6 protein-coding genes are annotated in these 5,797 nt (G+C 72.8%); 5 read left to right on the top strand and 1 reads right to left on the bottom strand.

Features of this window, described 5'->3' with window-relative positions; all coding sequences use genetic code 11:
• The coding region (locus AC1MIR_RS21235; protein WP_480030169.1) for an ELM1/GtrOC1 family putative glycosyltransferase at positions 1–596 on the bottom strand (596 nt) is incomplete at its 3' end.
• 70 nt (positions 597–666) lie between these two features.
• Between AC1MIR_RS21235 and AC1MIR_RS21230 the strand changes: the two genes are divergently transcribed.
• From AC1MIR_RS21230 to AC1MIR_RS21210, 5 genes are all read left to right on the top strand, one after another.
• The gene (locus AC1MIR_RS21230; RefSeq protein ID WP_480030168.1) at positions 667–1,389 is read left to right on the top strand and encodes an orotate phosphoribosyltransferase; all 723 of its coding nucleotides are present in this window, start codon (positions 667–669) and stop codon (positions 1,387–1,389) included.
• A gap of 71 nt (positions 1,390–1,460) precedes the next feature.
• The gene (locus AC1MIR_RS21225) at positions 1,461–2,525 is read left to right on the top strand and encodes a carbon-nitrogen hydrolase family protein (protein WP_480030167.1); all 1,065 of its coding nucleotides are present in this window, start codon (positions 1,461–1,463) and stop codon (positions 2,523–2,525) included.
• On the top strand, positions 2,525–4,177 hold the full coding sequence (locus AC1MIR_RS21220; RefSeq protein ID WP_480030166.1) for a peptide ABC transporter substrate-binding protein: 1,653 nt from the start codon (positions 2,525–2,527) through the stop codon (positions 4,175–4,177). The genes AC1MIR_RS21225 and AC1MIR_RS21220 overlap by 1 nt, the downstream gene beginning before the upstream one ends.
• Positions 4,174–5,112 (top strand): ABC transporter permease, encoded by a 939-nt coding sequence (locus tag AC1MIR_RS21215; RefSeq protein ID WP_480030165.1) that lies wholly within the window; start codon positions 4,174–4,176, stop codon positions 5,110–5,112. Before AC1MIR_RS21220 ends, AC1MIR_RS21215 begins: the two co-directional genes overlap by 4 nt.
• A gap of 126 nt (positions 5,113–5,238) precedes the next feature.
• Positions 5,239–5,797 (top strand): ABC transporter permease subunit (locus tag AC1MIR_RS21210; RefSeq protein WP_480030164.1); only part of this gene is annotated, 559 nt, incomplete at its 3' end.

Below are 5,797 nucleotides of genomic sequence, written 5' to 3'. Positions count from 1 at the left end.
CCGCCCGCGCCGGGGCGGCGGCTGGCGGGGGCCAGCACGCTGCCGGCGAAGCCTGCGACCCGCGCGCCGAGCGTCGCGGCGGCGGCGGACGTCATCCCCTCCCCCCGCACCGGGCCGCCGACGAGCAGGGCGATGCGCGGCGGGGGCAGTGCCTGCAGCGCCGCCCATTCCTCCCGCGCCGCCGCCAGGCGGGCCGCCGACACGCGGTGCGCGGCGCCGAGGATCGTGAGCAGGTTCGGCGCCGGCGTCGGATCGTCGTGCCGGCCGACGACATGCAGGTCGAACCCCGCGGCGCCGGGCGCGCGCATGCAATGCACCGTGCGCACCCCCCGCCGGCCGAGCCAGAGCGCGACCGGTGCGGCGCGGCGGCCGGCGGAGATGGCGAGACGCGGCCAGGGCGGCGCGAAGGCCGCGCGCGCCGCCGGCGCCAGGCCGGCCAGGCTTCCGAAGGCCAGCGGCAGCCGCGCCAGCGCGCCCCAGGCGAGCGGGATCGTGCGGAAGGGTCGGTCCAGCCTCTCGGCGATGCCGAGCGCCTGCGCCGCGGTGCCGGCGCGGGGATCGGCCAGCACCCAGACGGCCGGGGGCTCCGCCGTCATGGACGCGCCACGCGGGCGGCGTTACCACAAGCCCTCAATATCCGCCCTTCACCGACAGGAACCTTCCCCGATGGCCGCCACCCACGCCTCCGACTGGGACCGCGACGCCGCCCTGACCACCGCGCGCATCCTGCTGGAGATCAAGGCGGTGAATTTCCGGCCGGAGGAGCCTTACACCTTCACCTCCGGCTGGAAGAGCCCGGTCTATATCGACTGCCGCAAGATCATCTCCTTCCCCCGCGCGCGCAACCGCATCTGCGACCTGGGCGTCGAGAAGATCGGCCGGCACATCGGCTTCGAGACGATCGAGAGCGTCGTCGGCGGCGAGACCGCCGGCATCCCCTTCGGCGCCTGGATCGCCGACCGGATGATGGCGCCCATGGCCTATGTGCGGAAGAAGCCGAAGGGGTTCGGGCGCAACGCCCAGATCGAGGGCGAGGTGCCGGTCGGCAAGCAGACGCTGCTGGTCGAGGACCTGACCACCGACGGAGCTTCGAAAATCCGCTTCGCCAATGCGCTGCGCGAGGCGGGTGCGATCTGCGACCATACCTTCGTGGTGTTCTACTACGGCGTCTTCCCCGGCAGCTTCGAGCAGATGAAGGCGATGGGGCTGAACCTGCACCATCTGTGCACCTGGTGGGACGTGCTGGAGGTGTGCCGCGAGCGTCCCTATTTCTCCGAAGCCGCGCTCGGCGCGGTGCGCAAGTTCCTGGAGGACCCGGTCGGCTGGTCCAAGGCGCATGGCGGCATCGGATCGCTGGCGGAGGCGAAGCCGAAGGACGCCGCGGAGTAGGCACGCACCGGCCTTTGCGCTTCGCCGCCGCCGCCGCCACACTGCGCCGCGCGCGACGGCGGAGGGCGGCGATGGCGGGGGATACCTACCCGGTTGTGCGGGTGGCGGCGGTGCAGGCCGCATCGGTGTTCCTCGACCGCGAGGCGACCACCGCGAAGGCCTGCCGCATGATCGAACAGGCCGCGGCGCAAGGCGCGCGCTTCATGGTCTTCCCCGAAGGCTTCATCCCCGGCCATTGCTACTGGTACCACCACCACGTCGCCACCAGCCCGAAGGCGATGGCGCTGGCGAATGCCCTGTTCCGCAACGCGGTCGAGATCCCAGGGCCGGAGGTCGCGGCCTTGTGCGAGGCCGCGCGTGCCGCGGAGGCGACCGTGGTCATGGGGATCTGCGAGAAGAATCCCGGCACCCTCGGCACCATGTGGAACACGCAGCTGTTCCTCGGACCCGATGGCAGCATCATCGGCAAGCATCGGAAGCTCATGCCGACGGTCGGCGAACGGCTGGTGCATGCTCCTGGCTTCGGCGACAGCTTCGGCGCCTTCGCAACCCCCTTCGGCCCGGCATCCGCCCTGATCTGCGGCGAGAACACGAACCCGCTCGCGATGTTCGCGCTGATGGCGGAGGGCACGCGCATCCACGGCATGGCGTGGCCCGCCTATCTCGGGCCGCAGGCGCGCCCGCTGCGCGAGTTCGTCGCGATCCAGTCCATGGCCTTCGCCAAGATGGGCGCGGCCTTCGTCGTCTCCGCCTGCGGCGCACTGGACGAGGGCACGCTCTCGGCGCTCGAGGTGCCGGCCGAACAGGCGGAGCGTCTGAGACGACCGGAGAACAGCGGCGGCTCGATGATCGTCGGGCCGGATGGGCAGATCCTCGCCGGGCCGCTCGAAGGCATCGAGGGCATCGTCATCGCCGACTGCGACATCGGCGGGGTGATCAACCGCAAGATGCAGCAGGACGTGGTCGGCCACTACAACCGCCCGGACATATTCCAGCTCACGGTGAACCGCGCGGCGCCCGCGCTCTACGCCGTGCGGCAGGATGACGCGCCGCCGGTGCCGTTCCTGCCCGCCGCGCCTCCGCCGCCCGGTATCGCACCGCCGGCGCCGCGCCTCGCCGGCCCTGAGGAGCTGTGATGCGTGCCCCCGCGATCCTGGCCGTCCTGCTGCTCTCATTGCCTGCCGCCGCGCAAGCCCCGCGCGAGCAGCTCACCATCGGCATCACGCAATATCCGGCGACGCTCCATCCGAACATCGAGAGCATGGCGGCGAAGTCCTATGTGCTCGGCTTCGCGCGACGGCCGCTGACGGTCTACGATCAGGACTGGGCGCTGACCTGCATGGCCTGCGACACGCTGCCCTCGCTCGACAACGGGATGGCGCTGCGCGAGACCACGCCGGATGGCAGGCCCGGCATCCGCGTCACCTGGCGGCTGCGCGAGGATCTGCGCTGGGGCGATGGCCGGCCCGTCTCGGCCGAGGACCTGCTCTTCGCCTGGCAGGCCGGGCGCGACTTCTCGACGGGCTTCGGCGGCAGCGAGTTCTACCGCTCGGCCTACGAAGCGATCGTGGTGGACGCGCGCACGATCACGCTGCGCTTCGACCGCGTGACCTTCGAATACGCCTCGGCCGGCGACTGGCAGCCGCTGCCCGCCCATGTCGAGCGCGCGCGCTGGGAACAGGAGCCGCGCAGCTACCGCAGCCGCAGCGCGTACGAGACCGAGCCGACCAACCCCGCACTGTGGAACGGCCCCTACCGCGTGACCCAGGTGCAGCCCGGCGCCGGCATCACGCTGGAGCGCAACGGCGCCTGGGCCGGCCCCGCGCCGGCTTTCCGTCGCATCGCGATCCGCACGGTGGAGAACACGACCGCGCTGGAGGCGCAGCTTCTGGCGGGCCAGCTCGACATGATCGCGGGCGAGCTCGGCCTGCCGCTCGACCAGGCCGTCGCGCTGGAACGCCGCGTCGGCAACCGCTTCCGCATCGGCTACAAGCCCGGCCTGATCTACGAGCATCTGGACGTGAACCACGACACGCCGCTGCTGGCGGACCGGCGCGTGCGCCAGGCGCTGGTGATGGCGATCGACCGCGCGCAGATCGTGCAGCGGCTGTTCGACGGGCGGCAGGTGCTGGCGCATGGCAACGTCAATCCGCTCGACTGGGTGTACGACCAGTCCATCCGGCAATGGCCGCATGACCCCGCCCGCGCCCGCGCGCTGCTGGAGGAAGCCGGCTGGCGGCCCGGTCCCGACGGCATCCGCCGCAACGCCGCCGGCGAGCGCCTGACCATCGAGCTGATGACGACCGCCGGCAACCGCTCGCGCGAGGCGGTGCAGCAGGTGATCCAGGGCATGTGGCGCCAGGCGGGGATCGAGGCGCGCATCCGCAACGAGCCGCCGCGCGTGCTGTTCGGCGAGACGCTGTCGAAGCGCCGCTTCACCGGCGCGGTGATGTTCGCCTGGATCAGCGCGCCGGAGAGCGTGCCGCGCAGCACGCTGCATTCCGACGAGATCCCGCGCGCCGAGCGCAACTGGTCCGGCCAGAACTACACCGGCTTCCGCAACGCCGAGATGGACGCACTGCTCGAGGCGATCCCGATCGAGCTGGACCGCGAGAAGCGCCGCGCGCTGTGGCAGCGGCTGCAGGCGATCTATGCCGAGGAACTGCCCGCGATCCCCCTCTGGTTCCGCTCGGACGCGCATGTCTGGCCCGCCTGGCTCGACGGCGTGCGACCCACCGGGCATCTCGCGCCCTCCTCGCTCTGGGTGACGGAGTGGGCGGTGCGGTGATCCGCCTGCTCGCCGCGCGGCTCCTGCAGATCGCGGTGACCATGGCGATCCTTTCCTTCGCCATGTTCCTGCTGATCGGGCTGATGCCGGGCGATCCCATCGACCTCGCCATCGCCGGCGATCCGCGGCTCACTGCGGAGGACGCGGCGCGGCTGCGCGCGCTGCACGGCCTCGACCAGCCGCTGCTGGCGCGCTACGCGGCCTGGGCGGGCGGGTTGCTGGAGGGGCGCTTCGGGCATTCGCGGCTCTTCGCGCAACCGGTCGCCGACATCATCGCACCGGCGCTGGTCTCGACGCTCGTGCTGCTCGGCGGGGCGCTGCTGCTGGCCGGCGGCATCGGCATCGCGCTCGGGCTGCTCGCGGCAGCAAGGCCGCGACTGGCGCCGGTGGTGGATGCCATCGCGATCCTCGGCCAGTCGGCGCCGTCCTTCTGGCTCGGCATCCTGCTGATCATTTTCTTCGCCGTGACGCTCGGCTGGCTGCCGGCGGGCGGCAGCAGCGAGACGGGCGGGCTGGATGCGCTGCGCTTCCTGGTGCTGCCGGTGGCCACCCTCGCCATCGCGAACCTCGCCGCCTATGCGCGCCATTCCGCGGCCGCGGTCGGCCTGACGTTGCGCGAGCCCTGGATCACCGCCGCGCGCGCCCGCGGCAATGGCGAAGCGCGCGTGCTGCTGCGCCACGCCTTTCCCAACGCGGCGGTGCCGGTGCTGCAGGTGGCGGCGCTCGATGCCGGCGCGCTGGTCGGCGGCGCGCTGATCACGGAGACGCTGTTCGCCCGCCCGGGGATGGGCAAGCTGATCTACGACGCGGTGATGGGCAACGACACCAACCTGGCGCTCGTCGCGCTGCTGCTGGTCGCGCTGGTGACGATGCTCGCGACGCTCGCGGCGGATCTCGCGCAGCGCGCCCTCGATCCGCGGCTGCGCGATGCGTGACGTCGGTGAAGCGATACCCCCACCCCGACCCTCCCCCGCAAGCGGGAGAGGGAGTGCGACATGCGCGGCCTTCTCCCTCTCCCGCGAAGCGGGGGAGGGTCGGGGTGGGGGCGACAAGCTGGCCCAATGCGCCTGATCCTCGGCCTCTCGCTGCTGCTGCTTCTCGCCCTCGGCGCCCTGCTTGCACCGTTGGTGCAGCAGGCGCTCGGCCATGATCCCTTCGCGCCGGACCTCTTCCTCCGCCACGGCCCGGCTTCGGCGGAGCATCCGCTCGGCACCGACGAGCTCGGCCGCGACCTGCTGCTGCGCCTGCTCTACGGCGCGCGCGTCTCGCTGGCGGTGGGGCTTGCCACGGCGCTTGCCGCCGCGCTGCTCGGCACCGCCATCGGCCTGCTCGCCGCCTGGCGCGGCGGGGCGCTGGATGCGGTGCTGATGCGGCTGGCGGACGGGATGCTGGCGCTGCCGGCGCTGCCCGTCCTCGTCGTGCTGGCCGCCGCCGACACGGGCCGCATCGGCCTGCCGCGCGGCGAGCCGCTCTCCGACATCCTGCGCATCGTCGCGATCCTGACGATCTTCGGCTGGGTCGGCGTGGCGCGGCTGGCGCGCGCCGCGGCGCGGTCCGTGCTCGCGCGCGCCGATGTGCGCGCGGCGCGCGCGCGCGGCGCCGGGGGGGGCCGCCGCCGGC

The sequence above is a fragment of the Falsiroseomonas sp. RANM36 genome (genome assembly GCF_056682175.1).
The sequence above is the reverse complement of the archived record's forward strand: the minus strand, read 5'-3'. Positions and strand labels throughout refer to the sequence as shown.

Bases quoted from the DNA above. Each gene is read 5' to 3' on its own strand.
- AC1MIR_RS21225 (WP_480030167.1), top strand. From the start codon at position 1,461: ATGGCGGGGGATACCTACCCGGTTGTGCGGGTGGCGGCGGTGCAGGCC.
- AC1MIR_RS21230 (WP_480030168.1), top strand. From the start codon at position 667: ATGGCCGCCACCCACGCCTCCGACTGGGACCGCGACGCCGCCCTGACC.
- AC1MIR_RS21220 (WP_480030166.1), top strand. From the start codon at position 2,525: ATGCGTGCCCCCGCGATCCTGGCCGTCCTGCTGCTCTCATTGCCTGCC.